The sequence below is a fragment of the Gordonia jacobaea genome (assembly GCF_965344965.1).
GTDB classification, from domain to species: domain Bacteria; phylum Actinomycetota; class Actinomycetes; order Mycobacteriales; family Mycobacteriaceae; genus Gordonia; species Gordonia jacobaea.
This window is the reverse complement of the sequence record NZ_CBDRLS010000001.1, coordinates 139,926-165,753: the sequence shown is the minus strand read 5'-3', so window position 1 is coordinate 165,753 and position 25,828 is coordinate 139,926. Positions and strand designations below refer to the sequence as shown.

Annotated in this window: 22 protein-coding genes; 14 read left to right on the top strand and 8 right to left on the bottom strand. The window is 66.4% G+C overall.

Translation table 11 applies throughout. The features are described 5' to 3' along the window. Positions 1-10 precede the first annotated feature (10 nt). From guaB to ACRVY7_RS00730, 3 genes are all read left to right on the top strand, one after another. Positions 11-1,522: an IMP dehydrogenase gene (guaB, locus tag ACRVY7_RS00740; RefSeq protein ID WP_049699606.1), complete on the top strand. Its 1,512-nt coding sequence runs from the start codon at positions 11-13 to the stop codon at positions 1,520-1,522. A 76-nt stretch (positions 1,523-1,598) separates the two neighbouring features. Beyond that, complete coding sequence (locus ACRVY7_RS00735; RefSeq protein WP_431815632.1) at positions 1,599-2,741, top strand: GuaB3 family IMP dehydrogenase-related protein; 1,143 nt, start codon at positions 1,599-1,601, stop codon at positions 2,739-2,741. A 68-nt stretch (positions 2,742-2,809) separates the two neighbouring features. Continuing rightward, positions 2,810-4,633 carry an FAD-dependent oxidoreductase gene (locus ACRVY7_RS00730; RefSeq protein WP_431815631.1) on the top strand — a complete coding sequence of 608 codons (1,824 nt, stop codon included), beginning with the start codon at positions 2,810-2,812 and terminating at the stop codon, positions 4,631-4,633. A gap of 133 nt (positions 4,634-4,766) precedes the next feature. Here ACRVY7_RS00730 and ACRVY7_RS00725 read toward each other — a convergent pair whose 3' ends face one another. The 3 genes from ACRVY7_RS00725 to ACRVY7_RS00715 are packed head-to-tail and all read right to left on the bottom strand — an operon-like array spanning position 4,767 to position 6,716. Then, positions 4,767-5,369 (bottom strand): energy-coupling factor transporter transmembrane component T family protein, encoded by a 603-nt coding sequence (locus ACRVY7_RS00725; protein ID WP_431815630.1) that lies wholly within the window; start codon positions 5,367-5,369, stop codon positions 4,767-4,769. Beyond that, positions 5,366-6,040 (bottom strand): energy-coupling factor ABC transporter ATP-binding protein, encoded by a 675-nt coding sequence (locus ACRVY7_RS00720; protein ID WP_431815629.1) that lies wholly within the window; start codon positions 6,038-6,040, stop codon positions 5,366-5,368. Before ACRVY7_RS00720 ends, ACRVY7_RS00725 begins: the two co-directional genes overlap by 4 nt. 22 nt (positions 6,041-6,062) lie before the next feature. Beyond that, complete coding sequence (locus ACRVY7_RS00715; RefSeq protein ID WP_431816366.1) at positions 6,063-6,716, bottom strand: biotin transporter BioY; 654 nt, start codon at positions 6,714-6,716, stop codon at positions 6,063-6,065. Positions 6,717-6,830: 114 nt separating this feature from the next. Between ACRVY7_RS00715 and guaA the strand changes: the two genes are divergently transcribed. Next, positions 6,831-8,456, top strand: a complete 1,626-nt coding sequence (gene guaA, locus ACRVY7_RS00710) for a glutamine-hydrolyzing GMP synthase (protein ID WP_431815628.1) — start codon at positions 6,831-6,833, stop codon at positions 8,454-8,456. Positions 8,457-8,483: 27 nt separating this feature from the next. On the opposite strand, the gene ACRVY7_RS00705 is transcribed toward guaA, so the two are convergent. After that, a complete protein-coding gene (locus ACRVY7_RS00705) occupies positions 8,484-8,741 on the bottom strand; it encodes a hypothetical protein (RefSeq protein WP_431815627.1) in 258 nt (85 codons plus the stop codon). After that, the gene (locus ACRVY7_RS00700) at positions 8,738-10,093 is read right to left on the bottom strand and encodes a PspC domain-containing protein (protein WP_431815626.1); all 1,356 of its coding nucleotides are present in this window, start codon (positions 10,091-10,093) and stop codon (positions 8,738-8,740) included. The genes ACRVY7_RS00705 and ACRVY7_RS00700 overlap by 4 nt, the downstream gene beginning before the upstream one ends. 118 nt (positions 10,094-10,211) lie before the next feature. On the opposite strand from ACRVY7_RS00700, the gene ACRVY7_RS00695 reads away from it, so the two are divergent. Then, positions 10,212-11,516: a PspC domain-containing protein gene (locus ACRVY7_RS00695; RefSeq protein WP_431815625.1), complete on the top strand. Its 1,305-nt coding sequence runs from the start codon at positions 10,212-10,214 to the stop codon at positions 11,514-11,516. After that, positions 11,513-12,208 (top strand): response regulator, encoded by a 696-nt coding sequence (locus ACRVY7_RS00690; protein WP_049699600.1) that lies wholly within the window; start codon positions 11,513-11,515, stop codon positions 12,206-12,208. Before ACRVY7_RS00695 ends, ACRVY7_RS00690 begins: the two co-directional genes overlap by 4 nt. Before the next feature lie 12 nt (positions 12,209-12,220). On the opposite strand, the gene ACRVY7_RS00685 is transcribed toward ACRVY7_RS00690, so the two are convergent. Continuing rightward, positions 12,221-13,528: a serine/threonine-protein kinase gene (locus ACRVY7_RS00685; protein WP_431815624.1), complete on the bottom strand. Its 1,308-nt coding sequence runs from the start codon at positions 13,526-13,528 to the stop codon at positions 12,221-12,223. 130 nt (positions 13,529-13,658) lie between these two features. Here ACRVY7_RS00685 and ACRVY7_RS00680 point away from each other — a divergent pair, with 130 nt between their 5' ends. From ACRVY7_RS00680 to ACRVY7_RS00670, 3 genes are all read left to right on the top strand, one after another. Further along, positions 13,659-14,690 (top strand): Rv2578c family radical SAM protein, encoded by a 1,032-nt coding sequence (locus tag ACRVY7_RS00680; RefSeq protein ID WP_431815623.1) that lies wholly within the window; start codon positions 13,659-13,661, stop codon positions 14,688-14,690. Positions 14,691-14,954: 264 nt separating this feature from the next. After that, the gene (locus tag ACRVY7_RS00675; RefSeq protein WP_431815622.1) at positions 14,955-15,881 is read left to right on the top strand and encodes a hypothetical protein; all 927 of its coding nucleotides are present in this window, start codon (positions 14,955-14,957) and stop codon (positions 15,879-15,881) included. Continuing rightward, positions 15,881-17,464, top strand: a complete 1,584-nt coding sequence (locus tag ACRVY7_RS00670) for a DNA polymerase Y family protein (protein WP_431815621.1) — start codon at positions 15,881-15,883, stop codon at positions 17,462-17,464. Before ACRVY7_RS00675 ends, ACRVY7_RS00670 begins: the two co-directional genes overlap by 1 nt. Before the next feature lie 319 nt (positions 17,465-17,783). On the opposite strand, the gene ACRVY7_RS00665 is transcribed toward ACRVY7_RS00670, so the two are convergent. Then, positions 17,784-18,842 carry an alanine racemase gene (locus tag ACRVY7_RS00665; protein WP_431815620.1) on the bottom strand — a complete coding sequence of 353 codons (1,059 nt, stop codon included), beginning with the start codon at positions 18,840-18,842 and terminating at the stop codon, positions 17,784-17,786. Between the two features lie 199 nt (positions 18,843-19,041). Between ACRVY7_RS00665 and ACRVY7_RS00660 the strand changes: the two genes are divergently transcribed. The 5 genes from ACRVY7_RS00660 (at position 19,042) to ACRVY7_RS00640 (ending at position 25,222) form a co-directional block, all read left to right on the top strand. Next, the gene (locus tag ACRVY7_RS00660) at positions 19,042-19,470 is read left to right on the top strand and encodes a MarR family winged helix-turn-helix transcriptional regulator (RefSeq protein ID WP_431815619.1); all 429 of its coding nucleotides are present in this window, start codon (positions 19,042-19,044) and stop codon (positions 19,468-19,470) included. Positions 19,471-19,496: 26 nt separating this feature from the next. Continuing rightward, positions 19,497-20,072, top strand: a complete 576-nt coding sequence (locus ACRVY7_RS00655) for a cysteine hydrolase family protein (protein WP_431815618.1) — start codon at positions 19,497-19,499, stop codon at positions 20,070-20,072. Positions 20,073-20,077: 5 nt separating this feature from the next. After that, entirely contained in the window at positions 20,078-21,469 is a 1,392-nt protein-coding gene (locus ACRVY7_RS00650; RefSeq protein ID WP_431815617.1) for an MFS transporter, read from the top strand. Between the two features lie 159 nt (positions 21,470-21,628). Continuing rightward, positions 21,629-24,895: an error-prone DNA polymerase gene (locus ACRVY7_RS00645; protein WP_431815616.1), complete on the top strand. Its 3,267-nt coding sequence runs from the start codon at positions 21,629-21,631 to the stop codon at positions 24,893-24,895. A gap of 99 nt (positions 24,896-24,994) precedes the next feature. Next, positions 24,995-25,222 (top strand): DUF167 domain-containing protein, encoded by a 228-nt coding sequence (locus tag ACRVY7_RS00640; RefSeq protein ID WP_005207899.1) that lies wholly within the window; start codon positions 24,995-24,997, stop codon positions 25,220-25,222. A 134-nt stretch (positions 25,223-25,356) separates the two neighbouring features. On the opposite strand, the gene ACRVY7_RS00635 is transcribed toward ACRVY7_RS00640, so the two are convergent. Then, positions 25,357-25,821, bottom strand: a complete 465-nt coding sequence (locus ACRVY7_RS00635) for a tRNA (cytidine(34)-2'-O)-methyltransferase (RefSeq protein WP_431815615.1) — start codon at positions 25,819-25,821, stop codon at positions 25,357-25,359. Positions 25,822-25,828: the final 7 nt, after the last annotated feature.

Below are 25,828 nucleotides of genomic sequence, written 5' to 3'. Positions count from 1 at the left end.
GAATGGACCAATGACGCAGGTTCGCACCGGAGGAGACGACCCCGGCAAGGTCGCAATGCTCGGACTGACGTTTGACGACGTCCTGTTGTTGCCGTCGGCGTCGGATGTGATTCCCAGTGAGGTCGACACATCCACGCGGGTGACCAAGGAGATCACGCTGCGCGTGCCTCTCGTAAGTTCGGCGATGGACACCGTCACCGAGTCGCGCATGGCCATCGCCATGGCGCGTGCCGGCGGCATGGGTGTCCTTCACCGCAACTTGTCGATCGAGGCCCAGGCCGGCCAGGTGGAGACGGTCAAGCGCTCCGAGGCGGGCATGGTGACCGATCCCGTGACCTGCTCGCCGAGCAACACGCTCGCCGAGGTCGACGCCATGTGTGCCCGGTATCGCATCTCCGGCCTGCCGGTCGTCGACGATCGCGGCGAACTCGTCGGCATCATCACCAACCGCGACATGCGCTTCGAGGTCGACCAGGACCGCCCGGTCTCCGAGGTGATGACCAAGGCGCCGCTCATCACCGCACAGGAAGGCGTGTCCGCCGAGGCCGCGCTCGGGCTCCTGCGTCGCAACAAGGTCGAGAAGCTGCCGATCGTCGACGGCAACGGCAAGCTCACCGGCCTCATCACGGTCAAGGACTTCGTCAAGACCGAGCAGCACCCGCTCGCCACCAAGGATTCGGACGGCCGATTGCTCGTCGGCGCGGCCGTGGGAACCGGCGATCCGCAGTGGGAACGTGCGATGGCGCTCTCCGACGCCGGCGCCGACGTGATCATCGTCGACACCGCCCATGCGCACAACCGACTGGTGCTCGAAATGGTCGCCAAGCTCAAGGCCGAAATCGGTGATCGTGTGCAGATCGTCGGCGGCAACGTCGCCACCCGTGAGGCCGCGCAGGCGCTCGTCGACGCGGGCGCCGACGCCGTCAAGGTCGGTGTCGGGCCCGGTTCGATCTGCACGACCCGCGTCGTCGCAGGCGTCGGCGCCCCGCAAATCACCGCGATCCTCGAAGCCGTCGCCGTGTGCAACAAGGCAGGCGTTCCGGTCATCGCCGACGGTGGCGTGCAGTACTCCGGCGACATCGCCAAGGCACTCGCGGCAGGCGCGTCGACCGTCATGCTCGGTTCGCTCCTCGCGGGCACCGCAGAGGCGCCCGGCGACCTGATCCTGGTCAACGGCAAGCAGTTCAAGAGCTACCGAGGCATGGGATCGCTCGGCGCCATGCAGGGTCGCGGACAGGCCAAGTCGTACTCCAAGGACCGCTACTTCCAAGACGACGTGCTCGCCGAGGAGAAGCTGGTGCCCGAGGGTATCGAAGGACGGGTGCCCTACCGCGGGCCACTCGGCCAGGTGGTGCACCAGCTGGTCGGCGGGCTTCGTGCGTCGATGGGTTACACCGGGTCGTCGACCATCGATCACCTGCAGGGTGCACGCTTCGTGCAGATCACCGCAGCGGGCCTCAAGGAGTCGCATCCGCACGACATCACACTGACCGCCGAGGCGCCGAACTACTATTCCCGCTGAACGTCGTAGTGATCGTTGCGATCACGACGCCGCACAGTCGAATAGCAGTCCATCAACCCCCTAGAGAGGCGCAACGGTGCGTGACCTGACCGACATCGGCATGGGCAGAACCGCCCGTCGAACATATGAACTTGACGACATCAGCATCGTCCCGTCACGACGGACGCGCTCGTCGAAGGAAGTGTCGACGGCCTGGCAGATCGACGCCTACCGGTTCAACTCGCCGATCCTGAGCCATCCCACCGACGCCCTCGTCTCGCCGCAGATGGCGGTGGCGCTGGGAAGGCTCGGTTCGCTCGGCGCAATCAACGGTGAGGGACTCTGGGCGCGCCACCGCGACGTCGAGGGCAAGATCGCGCAACTCGTCGACATTGCGCTCAACGATCCGGACCCATCCGCACCCGTGCGCTTCCTGCAGGAACTGCATCGCGCCCCGATCGACACCGATCTCCTGGGCGAAGCCGTGAGCTTTGTGCGCGACGCGGGCGTGACGACCGCTGTTCGGGTGAGCCCGCAACACGCGCCCGAACTGACGCCGGCACTTCTCGCCGCCGGCGTCGAGATCCTGGTCGTGCACGGCACGATCATCTCCGCCGAGCATGTCGTCCGCGGCGAAGAAGAACCACTCAACCTCAAGACGTTCATCGCCGAACTCGACATCCCGGTGATCGCGGGCGGCGTACACGACCACCGGACCGCCCTCCACCTGATGCGGACCGGCGCTGCCGGCGTGATCGTCGGTTACGGCTCGGCCGAAGGAGCGACGACGACGTCGGAGGTGCTCGGTATCGGCGTTCCGATGGCCACCGCCATCGCCGACGCCGCGGCTGCGCGTCGGGAGTACCTCGACGAGACCGGCGGCCGTTATGTGCACGTCATCGCCGACGGCGACATCCACACCTCTGGCGACCTCGCCAAGGCGATCGCCTGTGGTGCCGACGCCGCGGTGCTCGGTACACCGCTGGCCGCAGCAGCCGAAGCCCCAGGTCACGGATGGTATTGGCCGTCGGCCGCAGCGCATCCCGACACTCCGCGCGGCGCGCTGCTGCGCGTCGCGACCGACGAGGGACGCCCGAGCCTCGAGACGGTACTCAACGGACCGTCCGACGACCCGTTCGGAGAACTGAATCTGGTTGGCGCACTGCGTCGTTCGATGGCGAAGGCGGGCTATTCCGATCTCAAGGAGTTCCAGAAGGTCGGGTTGTCTGTTCGCGCCTAACCGCGTTTCTGCCCACCAGGTGAGACCGCCGTCACGTCATGTGACAACGGGCGTTAGAATGGTTGGCTATGGCAGCCCACCATGGTTTCGACAAGCTCAACCAGCGCAAGAACGCGCTCAACCAGCGCAAGAACGCGTTGACCCAGCGCAAGAATGAGCCTGACTTCGACGTGCTCATCGTCGGTTCCGGTTTCGGCGGCAGCGTCAGTGCGTTGCGCCTCGTCGAGAAGGGGTACCGCGTCGGGGTGATCGAAGCCGGACGTCGGTTCGAAGACCACGAGTTCGCGAAGACGAGCTGGCGTCTGCACAAGTGGCTGTGGGCGCCGAAGCTCGGGCTGTACGGGATTCAGCGCATCCACGCCCTCAAGGACGTGATGATCATGGCGGGAGCGGGCGTCGGCGGTGGCTCGCTCAACTACGCCAACACCCTGTACAAGCCTCCGACCCCGTTCTTCACGGACCCCCAGTGGAACCACATCACCGACTGGGAGGCCGAGCTCACGCCGCATTACGAGCAGGCGCGACGGATGTTGGGCGTCGTCACCAATCCGACTGTCACCGAATCGGATCGGGTGATGCGTACCGTCGCCGAACAGATGGGCGCGGCCGACACCTTCACCTCGACGCCGGTCGGAGTGTTCTTCGGTGCCAAGACCGGCCTGGCGGGAGTGCCGGGCGAGACCGTGCCCGATCCGTATTTCGGTGGAGCCGGACCCGAGCGGACCGCCTGCACCGAGTGCGGCGCGTGCATGACCGGCTGCCGGGTGGGCGCGAAGAACACCCTGATGAAGAACTACCTCGGTCTTGCCGAGCGCAACGGGGCGACGATCATCGACCGCACCACCGTCGACGGACTCGCGCAACGCGCCGACGGGACGTGGGAGGTCGAGACCAGGGGCTCGTCGTCGTGGGGTCCGTTCGGCGCGGGTAAGCGCACCTTCACCGCAGATCAGGTGATCGTTGCGGCCGGAACGTTCAACACCCAGAAGCTGCTTCACCGAGCCAAGGGCACCACACTTCCGAAGATCTCCGACGCGATGGGCGCGTTGACGCGTACCAACTCCGAATCGATCCTCGGCGCGATGGCCGCGAAATACGATCCGCAGCACGACTATTCGCACGGGGTGGCGATCACGTCGTCGTTCCATCCGGAGCCCAACACGCACATCGAACCGGTTCGATACGGCAAGGGCAGCAACGCGATTGCGTATCTGCAGACGGTGCTCACCGACGGTGGCAGTAGGCGCAACCGGTTCGGTCAGTTCCTGAAGGAGATCGCGCGGAACCCCTTCCTGCTCGTGCGACTTCTCTTCGTGCGCAAGTGGAGTCAGCGCACCGTTATTGCCCTGGTCATGCAGAGCAGCGACAACTCACTGACGACGTTCGTCCGTAAGCGTGGGCCGTTCCGCTACGTCACGAGCAAGCAGGGCCACGGTGAGCCGAATCCGACGTGGATTCCCAAGGGGAACGAGGCAACTCGTCGTATCGCCGACATCCTTCCGGGAGGACTCGCGGGCGGCACCTGGGGCGACGTGATGAACATGCCGCTCACCGCCCATTACCTCGGCGGGTGTGCCATCTCCGACGATCCTGCGAACGGCGTCGTCGACGCATACCACCGTGTGTGGGGTTATCCGACGCTGCATGTCACCGATGGTGCCGCGGTCTCGGCGAATCTCGGCGTCAACCCGTCGTTGACCATCTCGGCGCAGGCCGAGCGCGCGATCTCGTTGTGGCCCAACAAGGGCGAAGATGACCAGCGCCCCGAGCAGGGCAGCAGTTACAGGCGGCTCGCGCCGATCGCACCCGCACACCCTGTGGTGCCCGCCGGCGCGCCTGGTGCGCTGCGGCTGCCGATCACGCCGGTGTTCTCGACGGCTGTGGCTCCCTGACCGCACACTTGGCAGCAGCGGTGGCGCGCGCAGAAAACCACACCCCTCGGGTCCTCCGCCTGTACCGGTACATGCGAGCGACCCACGAGGCGTAACTTTCTGCGCGGCTCGGGACTTGAGCACTGCTGTGAGGTCAGTCCAATCCGCGGGCGCTGAGGCTCTCGGCGAACCCGTCGGCGGTCCGCAGCGCGGCGATCACGATGGGCGCAACCAGGATTCGTGCGCCTGGACGCAGCCCGCGTGCGCGGCGCGCCTCGTCGACCTGGCCCGCGATCTCGACGATCAACGGAATCGTCCGGATGGTCAGGGCGAGCGAGATCGCGATGAGGTCGGTGCGCACGCCGAGTTTGCTCAGCGGCGACATGGCGCGCGTCAGCGAGTCGAGCATGTCGGTGGTGCGGGTGGTCAGGCTGACCACGGCGGCCAGCAGTACCGAGAGCGCGAGGATGCCGCACACCAGAACAGCTCGACGCCAGTCGGTGAAGATGACCTGAAAGACGAAGACGAATACCAGAATCCACAGCGTCGGCCGGAACTGGCGCCACGCCGTGGCCGGACCGATCCCGGCAATGGCGTAGACCGCGACGACTGCGGCCGCGGCGATCCCGAGGGCCGGAAGGGATCTGACACACAGGGTGATGGCGAGAATGCCCGCGGCGAGGCCGAGCAGCTTCACGCCGGGGGAGGCCCTGTGTAGCAGCGAGTTTCCGGGCCGATAGGTGCCGAGCGGATTCATGCCATCGCCTCGCGATAGGCGGGCAGCGCGACGCCGGGCACATCGTCGACGGTGATGACCCCGTCGTCGATGACGAGTACGCGCTCGAAGTCGTCGACAAGGTCGAGGTCGTGGGTGACCACGACGAGTTGGACGTCGAGGTCGGCGAAGACGCGGCGCAACATGCGGCTGTTGCGCAGGTCGAGGAGCGTCGTCGGTTCGTCGGCGACGATGATCGCCGGTTCGGTGACGAAGACGGCTGCAAGCGCGAGGAGTTGTTTCTGCCCGCCGGACAATCTGCTCGCGGGCTGGTCGGCGTGGTCGGCGAGGCCGAAGCGATCGAGCACGCTCATCGCACGATCCCGACGTTCGGCCTTGTTCAGATCTGTTCTGGTCAGCGAGAGTTCGATGTCCTCACGCACCGTCGGCATGATGATTTGTCGGTCGGGGTCGGAGAAGATGAATCCGACGCGGCGTCGAACACGACGCTTTTCCTTCGCAGCGTCGAGGCCATCGACGACGACGGTCCCGGTGTCGGGGATGACGAGCGCGTTGATCATCCGCGCCAGCGTCGACTTTCCGCTGCCGTTGGCGCCCACGATGCCGATGCGTCGTTCGGGAAGGTCGACCGAGACATCACTCAACACTCGACGACCGTCGAATGAGTGTGAGACATCGCGGAATTCGATCACGCGGGGTCCATGCGGTTAGTTGTCATGCGGTGAGGGCGACGACGCGTCCACGTCGGATACGCAGCGGGGTGATGAGGCCCGGCCACCCTCGGTGCACCTGGCTGGCGACCAGCGCCGCGATCACCGCCTTGACCGCGTCGCCCGCGATGAACCAGCCGTTGGCCGCGATCGCCGCCCACAGGGTGAGGTCGGCGCGGATCATCAAGCCGATGGTGCCGCAGATGTAGATCACCAGCACTCCGCCGATCAGATTCGCCACGATGCCCAGCAGGATTCGGTAGCGCGGCATCATGAACGCCGTCAGCAGCCCGATCACGAACACGCCGGGCAGGAAGCCGACGAAGAATCCGGCCGTCGGCGACGACAGTGCGGTCAGACCGTTGCGACCACCCGAGAGGATCGGCAGTCCCGCGACCGCGAGGGCCATGAAGATGACCACCGCCAACGTGCCCTTCTTGGGGCCGAGGATGGCGCCGGTCAGCATCACGCCGAGGGTTTGGAAAGTGATCGGTACGCCCGCGCTGCCGACGCTGATCTGTCCCGGCAAGCCGAGTGCCGCGATCAGTGCGGCGAACACAGCAGCCTGGGTGATGTCGGAGATCGACAGGGACAGCCATCGCCGACCCGGCTTCTCGACAGATGACCTGGCCTTTTCTCGCTCGTCTGAGGTGCTCATATCGACATGGAGTATCCCACGGTGCTGCCTGAGCTCCATCGTCGCCGCCTGCACGGCGGTGGCGGGTGCCGCCTGCGCGGCGGTCGCGTCGGTACGCACGCATAGAATGGGGTGGTGACAGACTCTTCCGCCGACAACTCGTCTGCCGACCGTTCCCCTGCCGAGAGCGCGCTCGTCGAGGGCCCGCGACCGGTCCTCGTCGTCGACTTCGGTGCGCAGTACGCGCAATTGATCGCTCGACGTGTCCGTGAGGCGCGTATCTACTCCGAGGTCATCGCCCACGACGCCACGATCGAAGAGTTCAAGGCCAAGGATCCTGCCGCGATCATCCTGTCCGGCGGGCCGGCGTCGGTGTACGCCGACGACGCGCCGAGCCTCGACCCCGCAATCCTCGAGCTGGGCATCCCGGTGTTCGGGATCTGCTACGGCTTCCAGACCATGGCTGCCGCGCTCGGCGGCGAGGTGGCCAACACAGGTGGGCGCGAGTTCGGACGCACGACGTTCACCGCCACCGACGACGGCGTGCTGCATCGCGGTCTCGACCGCAACCAGCCCGTGTGGATGAGCCACAACGACGCCGTGCAGGTGGCGCCCGAGGGCTTCGTCGTTACAGGGTCGACGCCCGGTGCGCCCGTCGCGGCGTTCGAGTCCGTCGAGACGAAGATGGCGGGCGTGCAGTACCACCCCGAGGTGCTGCATACGCCGCACGGCCAGCAGGTGCTCACCAGGTTCCTCTACGAGATCGCGGGCCTCGAGGCCGACTGGACGCCCGCGAACATCGCCGATGCTCTGATCGACCAGGTCTCCGACCAGATCGGCGATGGCCTCGCGATCTGCGGTCTGTCGGGCGGCGTCGATTCGGCGGTTGCGGCAGCGCTGGTTCAGCGGGCCATCGGCGATCGGCTGACGTGTGTCTTCGTCGACCACGGACTGCTTCGTGCCGGTGAGCGTGAGCAGGTCGAGCATGACTTCGTCGCCGCCACCGGTGCGCGACTGGTGACGGTCGACGCCGCCGACAAGTTCCTCGCCGAACTGTCCGGCGTCAGCGACCCCGAGACCAAGCGCAAGATCATCGGACGCGAGTTCATTCGATCGTTCGAGGGCGCTGTCAGCGACGTGTTGGGCGACCGAGCGGCCGACGGAGACAAGGTCGACTTCCTGGTCCAGGGAACGCTGTACCCCGACGTCGTCGAATCCGGTGGCGGTAGCGGCACCGCGAACATCAAGAGCCACCACAATGTCGGCGGGTTGCCGGACGATCTGGAGTTCAGCCTCGTCGAGCCTCTGCGGTTGTTGTTCAAGGACGAGGTGCGGGCGGTCGGACGTGAACTCGGTCTGCCCGAGGAGATCGTGGGTCGTCAGCCGTTCCCCGGACCCGGTCTCGCCATCCGCATCGTCGGCGACGTGACCGCCGACCGTCTCTCGATGCTGCGCAAGGCCGACCTGATCGCCCGTGAGGAGCTGACGGCCGCGGGTCTCGATCACCAGATCTGGCAGTGCCCGGTGGTGTTGCTCGCCGACGTGCGCAGCGTCGGCGTCCAAGGCGACGGCCGCACCTACGGGCATCCGATCGTCCTGCGGCCGGTGTCGAGCGAGGACGCTATGACGGCCGACTGGACGCGCGTGCCGTACGAGGTACTCGAGACGATCTCCACCCGCATCACCAACGAGGTGCCCGACGTGAACCGCGTCGTCCTCGACGTCACGAGCAAGCCGCCGGGCACCATCGAGTGGGAATAGCAGCCGAGCGGGAGTAGGTGGCGAGCGCTAACTGCGTCGCGCCCCACTGACCAGAAGCACCAGGCCGACGATCAGCCCTATCCCGACGACGCCCCAGCCGAGGACCGACGCCGACGGGAGATCGGGGGTGTCGGCCAGGCCCCAGATCGCCACCGCGATCGCGGCGATGCCGAGGAGCGCGAGCCCGGGGGCGCGGTGCCCCACGGCATCGCCCACCTGCTCGCTGCTGCCTGACTCGTTGCCCTCTGCGGTTCCGTTGGCCGTTTCTGGACGCCAGTCGTTCATCGGGTCACCTCCACGCTGCCCACGTTGGCGTGCGCATTGATCGTCAACACTGGCTTGTCGGCGCCGGCAGTGCCGACGGACAGCCCTTCAGGGCACTGCGGATCACCGACATTCAACGTGCAGTTCGCCCGCACATTCATGTCCTTCGGAACCCGCACGGTCACCTCGCCGAGGCCGGCACGAAGGTCGACGGTGCGGTCGGAAGTGAGCGTGATGTCGCGGAAATCGAGTTCGAGCGCGCCCATGGTGACCGAGTACCTGTCGCGAATGTCGTTCTCGGACAGTGGCTTATACATGCGCTGACCTACACCGCCGGACGGCACGACGCTCTCGTCGGACTGTCCGACCCATGTCGTCGCTGCGCCGGTGACGATGACCGCCGCGCCCAACGCGACCGCCAGCGGGACAAGTCCGACCTGCCGTCGCCCAGCGGATCGCTTCAACGCTGCGAGCGTGAGCAGACCAACGCCGACGACCGCGAGGGCCATGGAGAGAATGCGCGTCGGGGTGAACCACTCGACACCCGCCTGGTGTGCGGCCACCCCGCTCATCGCCACGAGAAGTGCGGCTCCGACGACGATGAGCGATGCCCGAGTCGAGGAGTGTCGGTTCTCCGGTACCGCGGGCGGCGTTGGGGTCGCGGGTTCAGGTAGATCCCAGGCGAATCGTGCGGCACCGAGCGGGTCCCACGACGGTGGCTGGCGGTCGGCGAGGGTGAACACCGACGTCGCGGCGTCTGAGCTGTCGCCGCGAGGCGTGGTCGGAACGTCGAGAGCTGTGGGGCTCGGGACGGTGACCGGCACTCCCGTCGCGCCCTCGAAGCTCGGCGCCGCCCCGGTGCGAAGCGCGCGCGGAGTCCAGCGCTGGAACTGATCCGCAGTGGCCGACGGCGCCGCGGTGAGCGTGTCAGCGCTCGTTCCGGGCAGCGGTATCGGTGTTCGACGGAACAGAAGCCACCAGCCGAGCAACATGAGGACGGTGCCGAGACCGGCACTCGAACTCCACGTGCCGTGCGGACCGAACGACATCACCAGGACGACCGCGACGACCGCGACGATCACGAACTTCGGGTTGTGGTGGCGGCCGTGGCCGTGCCCACTGCGATCGTTGGCGGGGTCGGCGGCCGAGAGTCTGCTCGAGGGGAAGGCGATCCAGCCGATGACGTAGAGGAGCAGGCCGCCGCCACCGAACAGCGTCGAGACGACGAAAGCGACCTTCACCAGCGTCGGATCGACGCGGTAGCGGAACGCGATGCCGCTGCAGACACCTGCGACCGTGCGCGGACTCGCCGGACGAACGGGACGCGTGTGCCAGAGCTGCTCGAGCTGTGCGCGGACTTGTGTGGCATCCATGAGTCCTATCCTCGCGGCCCTGCTCGGCGTGGGCATCGGGGACATACCCTGACGTTCCCCCGGAAATCGGGGAACGACCCTGATGTGGCGACCGGGGTGTGTGGGGCAGTATCGAAGTGTGAGTACCCCCGCTGCCCCCGACGTGCCACCGATCCCTCGGCTGGTGCGACGTGACGCCGGCCGGGTCATCGGTGGCGTCGCGGGTGGCGTTGCCGATCATCTCGGCGTCGACGCGTTCCGCGTCCGCGTGGTGTTCGTGGTGTTGGCGGCGTTGGCCGGTGCAGGTGTGCTGGCCTACGGACTGCTGTGGTTCTTCTGCCCGCAGGGCAACGACACCGAATCGCCCGCGCCGGGGGAGCGTCGACAAGCGTTGGGTCTCGCGGTGCTCGCGCTGGTGGCGATGACCGTCGTCGGGTTCGCCGCGTCGGGAACGCCCGCCGCCTATCTCGTGCCGTTCGTGTTCGTGATGGTCGGTGCGGGCCTGGTGTGGCGCGAGTTCGACACGTCGAAAACCGCGCCCCACAGCACCGCGCTCACCTGGACGCGGTTGGCGGGCGGCGCTGTCCTCGTCGTCGGTGGCCTTGCGGTGATCGTCGTGGCGGGCCGGCGCAATTACGGCGGCCTGAGTACCACGTTGCTCGCCGTCGCAGCCACCTTGATCGGTGTCGTGCTGCTGACCGTGCCCCTGTGGATGCGACTGTGGCGCGCGCTGAACGAGGAGCGAGCGGCCCGAATCCGAAACGCCGAGCGCGAGGAGATCGCATCCCACCTCCACGACTCGGTGCTCCAGACACTCGCGCTCATCCAGAAGCAGGCGGGCAAACCCGAGGAGGTCGCCCGGTTGGCCCGCAGCCAGGAGCGCGAGTTGCGCGGCTGGCTCTTCGGCGACGTCGCTCAGCGCGGTACCTCGTTGAGTGCGTCGATCCGTGAGGTCGGCGCAGAGGTAGAGGACACGTACGGCATCGAGGTCGAGGTGATCACCGTCGGCGACCTGCGTCCCGACGAGGGAGCCCGCCACGGACCAGGGAGCGAGATACGACGGTGGCCCGCACTGATCGGAGCGACGCGCGAGGCGCTCGTCAACGCGGCCAAACACTCCGGCGAGCGTAGCGTCGACGTCTACATGGAGGTCGGCGACGAGGAGGTCGAGGTGTTCGTGCGCGACCGGGGCGTCGGATTCGATCGTGACGGTGTCGACCCGGACAGGCAGGGGCTTGCCCGCTCCATCAAGTCTCGGGTGGAACGTGCTGGGGGACAGGCTCGTATCGATTCGACGCCGGGACGCGGAACGAACATCCGACTGATCATGCCGCGTCCCACGACGCACACCGATGCGGATACCGATGGCCACGACGACCCGCGCGATGTCACGGACGAAGCCCCACACACCGACGAGGCGATCGACCACGGGAAGGCACGATGAACGAGAACGCGACCGCCGGGCCGGATGCACAGAGCGCGCTGTGCCGTGTGTTTCTCGTCGACGACCACGCGGTGTTCCGCTCGGGTGTACGTGCCGAACTCGCCAACGAACCGGGACTGCACGTGGTCGGCGAGGCGGGCACCGTCGCCGATTCGATCACTGCCATCACGCGACTCCGGCCAGACGTCGTGCTCCTCGACGTCCACATGCCCGCCGGTGGCGGCGTTTCCGTATTGCGTGGTGTCACAGAGACTTTGGGCGACGATGCGCCGGTTTTCCTCGCACTCAGCGTGTCCGACGCCGCCGAGGATGTGATCGCCACGATCAGGGCGGGCGCGCGCGGATACGTGACCAAGACGATCGACGGTCGGGAACTGGCTGACGCGGTTCGGCGCGTGGCAGACGGGGACGCGGTATTCAGTCCGCGCCTCGCCGGATTCGTGCTCGATTCGTTCACGGGGAAATCGTCAGTGCCCGAGCCCGCCCTCGATCCCGAACTCGACTCTCTCACACGACGAGAACTCGAGGTTTTGCGTCTGTTGGCGCGCGGATACACCTACCGCGAGATCGCCGAAGAACTGTTCATCTCGATCAAAACCGTCGAAACCCACGCGTCGAACGTGTTGCGCAAGACCCAGCAGTCCAACCGAAATGCGTTGACCCGGTGGGCCGCCACCCGCCACATCGGTTGAGGCCGAGTAACCTCAGCGCATCAAGACGATCGCGAGGACGATCACGACGGCCAGCACCACGAAGAAGCCGAGTACAGCGAGCGCGAGCGTCGTCGGAGATGTGCCCGAAGCTCGTTGGGAGGGTGGAAGACTCGCATAGGGGTCGATCGGATAATGCTCGCCCTGATACTGGCCACTCGGGTATTGACCACTGGGGTATTGCCCGCTCTGGAACGGTGGTGTCGACGAGACCAGAGTGTGGTGTCGATGCGGCGACGCCGGGGTCTGCCATCCGGCGGCAACCGACGTGCCAGGGTTTCGTCGATCTGACGCGGGGCGGGCCGAGGGAAAACCGCCGGGGCGGGACGAATCCGGTTGCGACGACTGACCGGGTCCCGCGCCATGCGGCGTCTGCGGGGGAAGGGTCGTCACGCCGGATGCGCGGGGAATCAGGCTCGTGAGTACCTGATCGGCGGAGGCGCGGCCGCCGGACGCGACTGCGATGAGTTCGTCACGGGCTTGTGCCATCGTGATCCGCTTCGTCGGACTGGGTTCGAGCATGTGCAGAAGCACTGGTTCGAGGGCGCCCGCCCGCTTCATCGGATTGATCTGCGCGCGAGCCACCTTGTGCAACATGACAAGTGAGTTGTCGTCGACTCCGAATGGGGGCTCGCCCTCGACCATCGTGTAGACCGTCGCACCGAGTGAGTACACATCAGATGCCTCGGACGGTTCGGCACCGCGAGCGACTTCGGGAGCGAAATACGCTGGGGTGCCGGTGATCACGCCGGTCTGCGTCAACGTGATGTCGTCCTTGGCGCGGGAGATGCCGAAGTCGGTGAGCTTGACCAGTCCCACGTTGCGTCCGGATTCGGAGATGAGGATGTTGCCCGGCTTGATGTCGCGATGCACGATGCCCGCTGCGTGGGCCTCGGTCATGGCGTCGGCGACCTGCGCACCGATCTTGGCCGATTCGGTGACGTCGAGTGTGCCTGCCGAGTAAAGGATCTGGGCGATACTCCGTGACGGAAGGTACTCCATCACCAGCCACGGTTCGCCGCGGTCGAGTGCAACGTCGTGCATCGCAATCGCGTTGCGGTGGGCGAGTTTCGCGGCAATTCTGCCCTCGCGCATCGCGCGCTTACGGGCATTGTCGGCGGAATCGTCGGAGAGGCCCTCGGTGGAGAGGACCTGTTTGACCGCGACGTCGCGGTCGAGCAGTTGGTCGCGGGCGAGCCAGACGGTGCCCATGCCACCGCCGCCGATTCGGGATTTCAGCCGATAACGGCCGGCGACCAGGTACTGGGGACCCGGTGTGCGGTAGCTCTCGGCGAGTGACATACGGAAATGATAGCCGCGTGGGCCGCCCGGGGACGTGGCCGTGGAGAGCTCGTTGCGGTTCGGTGGTCGGTGGATGGTGCTCGTGGGCTGGTGGGTTGACAGTGCCTAGTACGTATGTTCGACTCTCACCATGAGGTGGTCCGAACAGGTGGTCGAAGTCGACGACGGCGCGCTGCCCGGCTTCGCGCGTGCCGGACTCGTGCGGTCGGTGCAGACTCCGGAGTTCGAGGGCATCACCTTTCACGAGGTGCTCGCCAAGAGTGCACTCAACGCCATGCCGGAGGGGTCGGGGTTGCCGTTCCGGTTCACGGTCAACACATTTCGTGGATGTTCGCATGCGTGCCGCTACTGTTTCGCGCGGCCGACGCACGAGTACCTCGACCTCGACGCCGGGCGCGACTTCGACTCGCAGGTAGTGGTCAAGCTCAACGTCGCCGCGGTGCTGCGTAAAGAACTCCGACGACGCTCGTGGCAGCGGGAGACCGTCGCGTTGGGCACCAACACCGATCCGTATCAGCGTGCTGAGGGTCGGTACCGGTTGATGCCCGGTGTGATCACCGCGCTCGCCGAATCGGGTACGCCGTTGTCGATCCTCACCAAGGGCACACTGCTACGTCGAGATCTACCGCTGTTGCGTCAGGCGTCGGCTCAGATTCCGGTGAGTATCGGAGTGTCACTGGCCATCTTCGACGACGACCTGCAGAAGCAGATCGAACCGGGAACGCCGTCGCCGCGGGCGCGGTTGGAGCTGATTCGCGCGATCGCCGAGGCGGGGTTTGCGCCACACGTCATGGTCGCGCCGGTCATCCCGTATCTGAGCGACTCCACCGCGCACCTCGACGCGCTGCTCGGCGCGCTCGCCGACGCAGGAGCGGCCGGGGTCACCGCGTTCCCGATGCATCTACGCAGTTCCACCAAGCCGTGGTTCATGAATTGGCTTGCCGCGAATCATCCCGCGCTGGTGCGCAAGTACAACGGGTTGTACGGCCGGGGTGCGTATGTCACCGCGGAGTATTCGTCGTGGCTGCGAGATCGATTGCAGCCGTTGGTGGCCCGGCACGGATTGGCCGGCCGCGATCACGGCAGGACAGAACCGGCGGATTCGGACGAGCGCGACCTGGTCGCGCCGCCGGAGATGGCCGAGGCGTTGACGTTGTTCTGAGCCACGCCGCGTCTGCGATGTCGATGGCTTGTCGAAGGTTTTGTGCGGCCGGAAAGAGCAGGTCAGCCTGCATTTTCGCGTCGTGATCGTCGTTCGTGGGCGGCGGCTCGGCTGTTCGTCACCTGGGCTGTTGCGGAGTGTCAGAGGGGCGTCGTACGATCTGAATATCGAAAAAACGTTCGATCAAACTCGGTGATCCGAGCGACCGACGGCGCAGCAACTTCCCGGCTCGCCATGCATCACAACGCTGGCCAGGAGGTCTTCATGAGTGTTTTGCCGTTGGCTCATCCGAACGCATCGCAGTCGGATGCGCATGCTCTCGACGGTGGCCTACCGGATGGTGGTGGTCTGCCCGATGTGGGTGATGTGCCGGATGGGGCGCGGGCCGACACGCTGGCGCAACTCCGCAAGCGGATGGCGGTGCTGTCCGGCATGCCGGACAGGTTGTCCGTCGACCGTGTCGACGAGATCGGCGACAGACTGCCGCTGCCGGATGTGCTCGCAGATCTGTTGCCACACAGCAACTCTCAACACCATGATGCTCGTCGCGGGGGGATCGCCCGAGGGAGTGTGATCGACTGTTCGGGAGCCCGGTCGTTGGTGGTCGCGATGATCGCCGCGGTGAGTCGCAGCGGTGGTCAGGTGGGAATCGTCGGCTTGCCGTGGCTGAGCTTGTTGTCGGTCGCGGAGATGGGTGCCGATCTCGCCCGTATCGCCATCGTGCCGGATCCGGGAGTCGATCCGATCGAGATCGCCTCGGTGCTGCTCGACGGCATGGATCTGGTGGTGCTCGGCCTCCGTGGAGTCGACGTTGCGCCCGCGCGGTGCCGGGTGGTCAGCGGCCGGGTGCGGCAGCAGTCGTCGGCGCTGTTGGTCGTCGACGGTCATTGGCCGGGCGCGCAGGTGCGTATGGAGGCGAGCGTGCTCACCTACCGGCACGTCCCGGGAACGTCGGGAACAGATCTGTCCGCAGCACGACGTGGGCACGGTCGGATCGGGGGACTGCGGCTGCAGGTCACCGCAACCGGGCGTGACCGCAGGCGACGCAGCGCCGACGTCGATCTGAGCTCGTTGAGTGCGCACGGTCAAGCCGGGCTCGTGGGGCTGACACGCCCCGAAGATCCGGTAGTGGGCAGGTCGGATGATCAGCTCAGCGCAGACGACCAGATGCTCACCGCGGTGGCGAACTGATGGGTCGGGTCATGGCCGTGTGGTGCCCGGACTGGCCCGCGATGGCGGCAGCAGCCGACGAGGATCTGCCTCCGGCACAACCGATTGCGGTGTTGTCGGCCAATCGGGTGACCGCGACGTCGGCGACCGCCCGAGCGGCTGGGGTCCGACGCGGCATGAGAAAAAGGCAGGCGCAGGCGGTGTGTCCGGAGATGCGGGTGTTCACCGCGGACGTCGATCGTGACGCACGCTTCTTCGAGCCGGTGGTGGCGGCGGTGGCCGAGGTGGTCGCCGTGGTCGAGGTGCTGCGGCCGGGGCTGGTGGTGATGCCTGCCGACGGCGCCGCTCGACATCACGGCGGAGAGGAGTCGCTGGCCGAACAACTCGTCGACCAGATTTCGGTGTGCGGCGTCGAATCGCAGGTCGGGGTTGCTGATGAGTTGTTCACCGCGGTGATCGCCGCACGTCGGGGACATCACGTCGAACCGGGAGCAAGCCGTGCCTATCTGGCCGATCTCCCTGTGGCGGAACTGAACGTCGAGCAGAGTTTGTCTGTGCCCGAACGGGCAGAGCTGGTCGATCTGTTGCGTCGACTCGGGCTCGTCACCATCGGCGATTTCGCCGCGATGTCTGCGCGCGACGTCGCAACCAGGTTCTCAGCCGACGCCGCCGTCGCCCACCGGCTGGCCAACGCGCTGACCGATCGTCGACCGTCGGGCAGTGCGGTCGCGCCGGAGTTGGTGATCGAGTACGTCTGTGAGCCACCGATCGACCGGATCGACGCCGCGGCGTTCGCTGGCCGACGCCTCGCCGACATGCTGCATCGTCGACTCGCCGACGTACCCGCGGCATGTACCAAGCTCAAGGTCGAGGCTGTTACCGAACGCGGACAACGACATTCACGGATCTGGCGGTGTGCACAACCGCTCACACCGGACGCGACAGCCGACCGCATCCGGTGGCAGTTGGAGGGCTGGCTGACCGGCGCGGGCAGGGGGAGGAGTCGCGGCGACACCCGGCCCGACTCGCCGGTCGCGATGCTTCGACTCGAGCCGGTGGAGACTGTCGACGCCGGCGAGTTGCGCTACGCGTTGACCGGTGCGGGACTGCCGGGCGAGTCGGAGGTCTCCGAGCGCGCACGCCGGTCGTTGGAGCGTGTGCAGGGTCTCCTCGGCGGCGACGCCGTGCAGGTGCCGGTGCGCAGCGGTGGTCGCGGGCCGTCGGAGCAGATCACGATGATCCCACTCGGCGACGAGAAGATCCCCGAACGCGACCCGCAGGCGCCGTGGCCGGGCCGCGTGCCCCAGCCCGCACCCGCGGTCATGTCCCGCGCCCCGGTGTCGTTGACCGACGCGTCGGGGCAACCGGTGACCGTCACCGGCCGGGGAGCGTTCTCAGACGAGCCCGCCGTCGTACGCATGGCACGTCCCGGCCGCGACGCCGCCCGCGACACCTGGGCGTTGAGCTGGTGGGCCGGACCGTGGCCTGCGGGCATGGACGACACCGGCATCGTCGCCAGGGCCCAAGTGCTCCTGGAGGATTCACGCGCGCTGCTGCTCTACTACCGGGCGGGCGACTGGATGGTCGAGGGCGTGTACGAGTAGCGGCGCTCCTGTGTGCGCTTCTGCGCGCGGTGGTGCGGGCGCGGCGGCGCGGGTCGGTGCGACGGTGCGGGTCGGTGCGGTGCGAGCGGGTGCGGTAGGTGGAGGTCACTTCTGGCGCGTTCGCGGCAGTGCGCGCCGGTGCGGAAAGTAGGGGAAGGGTTTTTCCTCGGGTTCTGTACGTTTCCTCGTGTTGCTTCTCGAGAAAGGGTGCGAAACCCACGGAAAGAATCTTTCCCCTAGTTCCTGCGCGGGCCGGGGTGGTTCTGCGCCGACCAGGCGGTTGAGGCGGCCCGGCCGCGCACGCGCGCGGAGTTCGTGGTCAGCTGTTCGCGCCGCGGGCGCTCACGCGCCACGTCGGAACCGCGCCACCATCGTCACCACCACCGACGACCAGCTCGTCGACGAGGTTCACCGCGGTGCAGACGTGGTTGGGCACGACGCGCACCGTCGAGCCGAGCTCAGGGGTGTTCTCGTCCGGGTACTCGACAACCGCGTGGTGTTCGGAGAGTGCGACGATGCGTGCGTCCGGCTCGTCGAGTATCCGACCGTGCCCGCTGGCCCACGCGGGCCGGTCGGCCCCGATGATCTTGCTGCCCGCGTCGAGAACCACACGACGTCCGTCGCGATGAACGACGGTGCTGACGGCGGTCAGCGCCACGTCGTCGAATCCGCAGACGCCGAGCTCCACCTGCTGGGCGTCGTAGAACGGGTAGACGCCCGGTCGGATCTCGGTCAGCACGCCCGAAGCCGCGAACTCGATCGTCGGCGTCGAGCCGCCACTCCGCACGCGTGGCTCGATTCCTTTGTCGCGCAACCGCTCTGCCGCCGTTGCGAGTGCAGTGATCTCCTGTGCAGCTGCGTCACTGCGTGCATGTCCTGGGCCGTATCCGTGGCCGGGAAACGTGAAGACCCCGACCACGTCGAGCCCAGCCGACTGCGCGGCTACTGCGACCTCGCCGGCGGACGCAGGTGCCACGCCAGTCCGGTGTTGTCCGGAGTCGACCTCGACGAGAACTTCGGCGCCGGGCAGTTCGGCGGCGAGGCGCGTGGCCCCCGCGACGGAGTCGACGGCCAGACGGAGTGCAACCCGATCGGCGAGCGCGCGCAGTCGAGAACCCTTGTGAGCGTTCACCCACAGTGGATACGCGACGAACAGGTCGGAGACGCCCGCATCGGCGAACGCCTCTGCTTCACCGATCGTCGCCACCGTGAGTCCCACAGCCCCGCTGTCGATCTGGCGTCGAGCGAGCTCTGCGGTCTTGTGCGTCTTGGCGTGTGGCCGCAGATCGACGTGAGCGTTCCGCGCGAGCTCGGCGACCGCCTGCAGGTTGCGATCGAGGCGGGGGAGGTCGACGGCGAGGTACGGGGTGTCGGTCACCGATTCACGGTACCGAGGGAGGTCGACGAAAGATTGTTGGGACGCTGAGGGCTTTCGGGGCACCAGGATGCTGGGGGCGCCAGGATGCTGGGGGCGCCAGGGGGTGGGGGCGCCAATGGAGTGTCGGGATAAGTTGTCGGCAATGTCCTTTTCAATCAGTCAACTTATCAGTTAACTGATTATTTGCTAGACTCACAATATGTCTGAAAGTGCCGCCGAGATCGCCGCGACCCTGCGCCCCGTGCTTGCGGCGCTCAATCGTCGACTTCGGGCGCAGGGCCCGATCGGGGATCTCACGCGGTCGCAGACCAACGTGCTCAGCAGGCTCGAACGTGGGGGACCGGCGACGGCGAACGACCTCGCCCGAGCCGAAGGTGTTCGCCCGCAGTCGATGTCGACGACAGTTGCGGCGCTGCTCGAGCAGGGGCTCATTGTCGGGACGCCCCATCCGAAAGATCGACGAAAGACGCTCCTCGATCTCTCGGACAAGGCCCGCGAGACCTACGCGCGTGGACGATTGGCTCGCGAGGACTGGCTCGCTGATCGACTCGGGCAGGTTCTCACCGACGAGGAACGGGCGCAGATCGCCACCGCAACAGAGCTTCTCCGCCGTGTGGCGGAGTCCTGACAGTCGCTTCGATCAAGGAGGAATCCATGGCAATGACAGCTCTCGACCCGCGGGTCGCACTCATCGTCATCGACATGCAACGTGGAATCGCGTTGCGCGACAATCTCGCACCGTATCCGGCGTCGGAAATCGTCGACCGCGCGGGACAATTGGTCGACAGATTCCGCAAGTACGGCCAGCTCGTGGTGATGGTCAACGTCGACGCCGTGCCTCCCGGACGGACGGACCGCAACTCTGGATCGGCGAGACCGCAACTGCCGACGGAGTGGACCGAGCTCATCGACGAATTTGCTCCCCAGCCCGACGATCTGGTGGTGACCAAACATTCGCGTAGCGCATTCGCGGGTACCGCACTCCTCGAGGAGTTGCGTTCCAGGGGCATCACCCAGGTCGCCGTCGTCGGGATCGCCAGCGGCGCAGGCGTCGAATCGACGGCCCGCGACGCACACGAAGCGGGGTTCAACGTGACGTTGCCGACCGACGCGATGACCGATTCCGACGGGGAGCGTCACGCGCACAGCGTGCGCGAGGTATTCCCCCAGATCGCCGAGACAGGTTCGACCGCAGAGCTTCTCGAACTCCTCGACGCCACAGCTCAGTGAGCGCCGTGGCCACCGGCGACGCCGGTGTGGCACAGCGCAATCCGTTCGGCTGGCGGTTCACCGGGCCACTGTTGATGGGGTCGACACTCAACCCGATCAACAGTTCCATGATAGCCACCGCGCTCGTCGGGATCGGCGTCGACTTCCATCGAGGTCCGGCACAGACGACGATCCTGATTTCAGTGCTCTACCTGTGCAGCGCAGTGGCACAACCGACAATGGGCAAACTCGCGACGGTCTTCGGTCCTCGTCGCGTCTTCGCCTCCGGGCTGGTCGTCCTGCTGATCGCCGGTGTCATCGGTGCCGCGGCGCCGGCGTTCTGGTGCCTGATGCTCTCGCGTGCCCTGATCGGCATCGGCACCTCTGCGGCGTATCCGACGGCGATGGCGCTCGTGCGGTCTCGTGCCGACTCATTCGGGACGGGAGTGCCGAGTCGCGTGCTCGGCGGGTTCTCGATCGCCGCCCAGGTGATCGCGGTGATCGGACTTCCGCTCGGTGGTGTGCTGACCGGTGTATTCGGCTGGCGGGCAGTGTTTTTCGTCAATATTCCGATCGCGCTGATCACCCTCGTGTGGGCGCTGCGCAGCATCCCTCGTGACGGTCCGATGCATGTCGGCGGCTTCGGTGGCCTCGTCCGCGTGGTCGACGTCGTCGGGGTGGTGCTCTTCGCGGTGACCGTGATCGCGACGCTCGAGTTCCTCGCCGCGCTCGGTGCACCGAAGTGGTGGCTGCTGGCGGTGATCGTCGCAGCGGGGTTGCTCCTGGTGCTCTGGGAACTGCGCGCGACACAACCCCTCATTGATGTGCGGATGCTCGCGGCCAACTCCCCGTTGGTGCGCACCTACCTACGCCAGATGCTGGCAGGTCTCGGCTCGTACACGGCGATGTACGGCATCAGCCAGTGGATGGAGCAGTCCGCGGGATACACCGCGGCGCAGGTCGGGCTCATCCTCATCCCGTACTCCGCGTTGAGCGTCGTGTGTGCACGGGTGAATTCGACGCACGGCTGGGTACGAATCCCGTTGATCCTCACAGGTTTCTGCTTCATCGGTGCCGGAGTGACCGCGGTGGCGATCCATCACTCGTCCGGGCTGTGGGTCCTGCTCGCGATGACGTTCTTGTTCGGCGTTGCCAACGGACTGAGCGGTTATGCGAATCAGGCGACGCTCTACACGCAGAGTCCGCCGGAGTCGATCGGTGTGGCATCCGGGCTGTACCGGACGTTCATGTACTTCGGGGCGATCTTCTCGTCGAGCCTCATCGGGATCGCCTTCGGCGCCCGCGCAACCGATGGTGGACTCCACATCGCGGGCTGGGCCGTCGTGGTGATCGGAGCGGCGCTGATCGCCATGACCGTGGCGGATCGTCGAATCCCGCGGGCGGTGTCAGCCGACTGACGGTGCGGCCGCGCCGTAACGATTGCGGTGTCGAACGGCGTCGAGTCGCGCGAGGATGTGGGTCCAATCGAAGGATGTGGGTGCTGCAGCACCCACATCCTTCAGTTCGACACATATCTAGCGTCGAGCAGTGTCGAACACGTGTTCTATACTGGCCGAGTGGGCTGGAACCAGGGCCCGCCGACGTGGCGGGAGATGGAGCGGGTGCTGTCGGGGCGCTCGCCCGATGGCGGCCGTCCCGGGGAGTTCTTCGGCCCCGAGCAGGCGGGCGACGGCAACGACAGCCCCGCGTGGTCGCGCAAGCGAGGCGCCTACACGGCGCCGGAGGTGTCTCGTGAGCGATCGTCTGTGCGCTACGCGGAACTGCACGCGCACAGTTCCTACAGTTTCCTCGACGGGGCGTCGATGCCCGAGGAGATGGTGGAGGAGGCGGCCCGACTCGATCTGACCGGTCTGTCGATCACCGACCACGACGGCTTCTACGGTGTGGTCCGATTCGCCGAGGCCGCAAAGGAATTCGCGATGCCGACGGTGTTCGGTGCCGAACTCTCCCTGGAGCCGGACGTGACCCGCACCGGGGTGACCGATCCGGCCGGCGAGCATCTGCTGGTCCTCGCGCGTGACAGTGAGGGGTATCGGAGGTTGTCACGGGCTATTGCCGACGCCCACATGTCCGGCGGTGAGAAGGGGTTGCTGCGCTACGACGTCGACCGGCTGACCCGCGACGCCGGGCACTGGATGATCCTGACGGGCTGTCGCAAGGGCGCGGTGCGGCGAGCGTTGGATCGTGCGGGTATCGGTGCTGCCGAGGCCGCTCTCGGTGGAATGGTCGAGCGGTTCGGCCGCGACGACGTCGTCGTCGAGCTCACCGCTCAGGGACTGCCCGACGACGACGAGCGCAATGCGGTACTCGCCGACCTCGCGCAGCGGTTCGGGCTGCCGACCGTCGCGACGTCGGGGGCGCACTTCGCGGGGCCGCGTCGTCGACGCCTCGCACTGGCGATGGCGGCGGTCCGTGCCCGCACCGACATCGAGACCATCGCGGGCTGGATGCCGGGGGTCGGCGGTGCGCATCTGCGCAGCGGCGACGAGATGATGCGCCTGCTGCCCGCGCACCCCGACGCCATCGCCACCGCGGCAGACCTCGCCGACGACTGCGCCTTCTCGCTCGGATTGATCGCGCCGCAGTTGCCGCCGTTCGACGTGCCTGCCGGGCACACAGAGTCCAGTTGGCTACGGCATCTCACCATGACCCGCGCACGACGCCGCTATGGGACACCGGCCGAACATCCGGCGGCGTACCGGCAGATCGAGCACGAGCTGGCGATCGTCGAGACGCTCACCTTCCCCGGCTATTTCCTCGTCGTCGCCGACATCGTCGACTTCTGTAAACGCAACGACATCCTGTGCCAAGGTCGTGGCAGTGCTGCCAACTCCGCGGTGTGTTACGCGTTGGGTATCACCAACGTCGACCCGGTGGCCAACGAGTTGCTGTTCGAGAGGTTCCTCTCGCCCGAGCGTGACGGGCCACCGGACATCGACGTCGACATCGAATCGGACCGTCGTGAGGAGGCGATCCAGTACGTGTACCGACGGTATGGCCGCGAGTACAGCGCACAGGTCGCCAACGTGATCACCTATCGGGGTCGATCGTCGGTGCGCGACATGGCGCGGGCGCTCGGCTATGCCAGCGGTCAGCAAGACGCCTGGAGCAAGATGCCCGACACCGCGCCCGACGACGTACTCGACCTCGCTGGCGAAATTGCCAACATGCCAAGGCATCTCGGCATCCACTCCGGCGGAATGGTGATCTGTGATCGTCCCATCGCCGATGTCTGTCCGACGGAGTGGGCGCGGATGGAGAACCGTAGTGTGTTGCAGTGGGACAAAGACGACTGTGCCGCAATCGGTTTGGTCAAGTTCGACCTACTCGGCCTCGGGATGCTCTCGGCGTTGCACTACGCGATCGATCTGGTCGCCGAACACAAGAACATCCATGTCGACCTCGCCAAACTCGACCTCACCGAGCAGGCCGTGTACGAGATGCTCTGTCGCGCAGACTCTGTCGGGGTTTTCCAGGTGGAATCGCGAGCGCAGATGGCGACCCTCCCGCGATTGAAGCCGCGCTGCTTCTACGATCTGGTCGTCGAGGTCGCACTGATCCGTCCGGGACCGATCCAGGGCGGATCGGTTCACCCGTTCATCCGGCGACGCAACGGCCAGGAGGAGCCGACCGTCGAGCATCCGTCGATGTGGCCAGCGCTCAAGCGCACACTCGGTGTACCGCTGTTCCAGGAGCAGCTCATGCAGTTGGCCGTCGACGTTGCCGGATTCGACGCCGCCGAGGCGGATCAGCTCCGTCGGGCCATGGGGTCGAAGCGATCACCGGAGCGTATGCACCAGCTCCGTCGACGCTTCTACGAGGGCATGCAGCGCTCGCATGGCATCACCGGCGACATCGCCGACCGGATCTACGAGAAGATGGCAGCCTTCGCCAATTTCGGCTTCCCCGAAAGTCATTCGCAGAGTTTCGCATCGTTGGTCTTCTACTCGTCGTGGTTCAAGCTGCACCATCCGGCCGCCTTCTGCGCCGCATTGCTGCGTGCACAGCCCATGGGCTTCTACTCGCCGCAGTCATTGGTCGCCGACGCCCGCCGACACGGCGTCGACGTGCACCGACCGCATATCAACGCGTCGCTGGCCGAGGCGACGTTGGAGAACGACGGACTCGACGTGCGGCTCGGATTGGCGTCGATACGCGGGGTCGGAGACGACGTCGCGGCGCGCATCGTCGAATCCAGGGGAGTAGACGGTCCGTATGCGAGCATCACCGACCTGTCGCGGCGAGCCGATCTCAACCTCGCGCACCTCGAGGGGTTGGCGGGCGCGGGGGCGTTCGAGTGTTTCGGCATGAGTCGACGACAAGCGTTGTGGGAGGCGGGCGCCGCGGCCACCGCGAGCGTCGAGCATCTCGAGCTGGAGTCATCTGCGCAGGTACCGACGCTGCCGGGATTGTCGGATGTCGAGCTGGCCGCCACCGATGCCTGGGCGACGGGGATCACGCCGTCGAACTATCCGACACAGTTCCTGCGTCCGCGGTTGACTGCGATAGGTGTCCTGCCCGCAGAGGCGCTATTGTCTGTGCCGGATGGGTCACGTGTCATCGTCGGAGGGGCTGTCACCCACCGGCAGCGTCCGGCGACAGCATCCGGCGTGACGTTCATCAACCTCGAAGACGAGACCGGAATGGTCAACGTGGTGTGTTCGGTCGGGCTGTGGTCGCGGTATCGCGAGCTGGCACACTCGGCATCGGCGCTGCTGGTACGCGGCAGAGTGCAGAATGCAGAGGGCGCGGTGACGGTGGTTGCAGATCGGTTGCAGCGGATGGATCTTCGAGTGGGTACCCGCTCACGGGATTGGCACTGACGTGGGATTTGCACTGATCTGACATGTGCACTGATGTGAGATTTGCACTGACAACTGCGCGGAAACATTCGCGCACAACGACAGCGGGGAGAGGAACAGATGGCGAAACAGGTGATCGTCACGGCAAAACCGAGCAGTCGCAAGGGGCCGCTCGTCGAGACCGGGCCGGACGGTTCCATCACCATCTATGTGCGCGAGCCCGCCACCGAGGGTAAGGCGAACAAGGCGGTCGCCGAACTGCTCGCCAAGCACCTCGGCGTGCCGAAGTCGAAGGTGGCGCTCATCGGGGGAGCGACCGCGCGTACCAAGCGTTTCCGCGTCGGCTAGGCGGGCGGGCTACCAAGCCCACGCGATTCCATCGAGTGGGCCCCGCATAGCGTCGACTGTGCGTCACGTAAGGCCGACTGTGCGCTCCGTGGCGCCGACTGTGCGCCAGTCCCGTTAGCGCGCAGGAAATTTCGTCACACCGCGCCGGCGAATCCATTCTGTCGCCACGCCTCGTACACGACGATGCTCGCGGCATTCGCCAGGTTGTGTGAGCGGCGCCCGGCGAGCATCGGGATACGAAGCCGGTCGGTGATCTCGGGTTCGGCGAGCACGTCGTCGGGGAGTCCGGTGGGTTCCGGACCGAACAGCAGTACGTCGCCGGGGCGATAGTCGACGTCGGTGTGATAGCGCGATGCATGCGCGGTGAATGCGAAGACGCGTTGCGGTTTCAGCTCGGTGAACGCTGTGACGAGGTTAGGGTGGACGGTCACGTTCGCCATCTCGTGGTAGTCGAGGCCAGCTCGTTTCACCTGAGCGTCGGACATCGAGAAACCGAGCGGCTCGATCAGATGGAGTTCGCTGCCGGTGTTGGCAGCCAGCCGGATCGCGTTACCCGTGTTGGGCGGGATGCACGGCTGATAGAACATGATGCGGAACATGGGGTCC